This is a genomic window from Erwinia sp. STN24 (genome assembly GCF_041320675.1).
GTDB lineage: Bacteria > Pseudomonadota > Gammaproteobacteria > Enterobacterales > Enterobacteriaceae > Erwinia > Erwinia aeris.
In genome coordinates this window covers 1-538 of record NZ_JBGGPM010000019.1, presented here as the reverse complement: position 1 = coordinate 538, position 538 = coordinate 1, and the positions used below count along the sequence as shown (strand labels likewise).

1 tRNA gene and 2 rRNA genes are annotated in these 538 nt (G+C 53.3%); all 3 read left to right on the top strand.

What is annotated here, in order from left to right:
- Positions 1-6 precede the first annotated feature (6 nt).
- A 5S ribosomal RNA gene (gene rrf, locus ACA373_RS22140) occupies positions 7-122 on the top strand.
- Positions 123-311: 189 nt separating this feature from the next.
- Positions 312-387 (top strand) — tRNA-Thr (locus ACA373_RS22135).
- Positions 388-419: 32 nt separating this feature from the next.
- Positions 420-535: ribosomal RNA gene (gene rrf, locus ACA373_RS22130) — 5S ribosomal RNA — on the top strand.
- Positions 536-538 lie beyond the last annotated feature (3 nt).

Sequence of the window (538 nt, the reverse complement as noted above, 5' to 3'; positions counted from 1 at the left end):
AATTTGCCTGGCGGCTTTAGCGCGGTGGTCCCACCTGACCCCATGCCGAACTCAGAAGTGAAACGCCGTAGCGCCGATGGTAGTGTGGGGCCTCCCCATGCGAGAGTAGGGAACTGCCAGGCATCAATTTAAGCAGTAAACTGGTATTACGAGGCAGTTCACTACTCTCATAGAGTAGGACAAACAAGCCGTAAGGCGAAGTTTGAACGTTGCGATGCAACGGCCCGTAGGGTGAACAAAGGTTCATCAACTGCCAGGCATCAATTTAAGCATTAAGCGTGACTATTCCGCTTACTGTAAGTAATAAGCATGCTGATATGGCTCAGTTGGTAGAGCGCACCCTTGGTAAGGGTGAGGTCCCCAGTTCGACTCTGGGTATCAGCACCACTAATATGGCTTGAGTGCGGTAAAAGAATTTGCCTGGCGGCTTTAGCGCGGTGGTCCCACCTGACCCCATGCCGAACTCAGAAGTGAAACGCCGTAGCGCCGATGGTAGTGTGGGGTCTCCCCATGCGAGAGTAGGGAACTGCCAGGCATC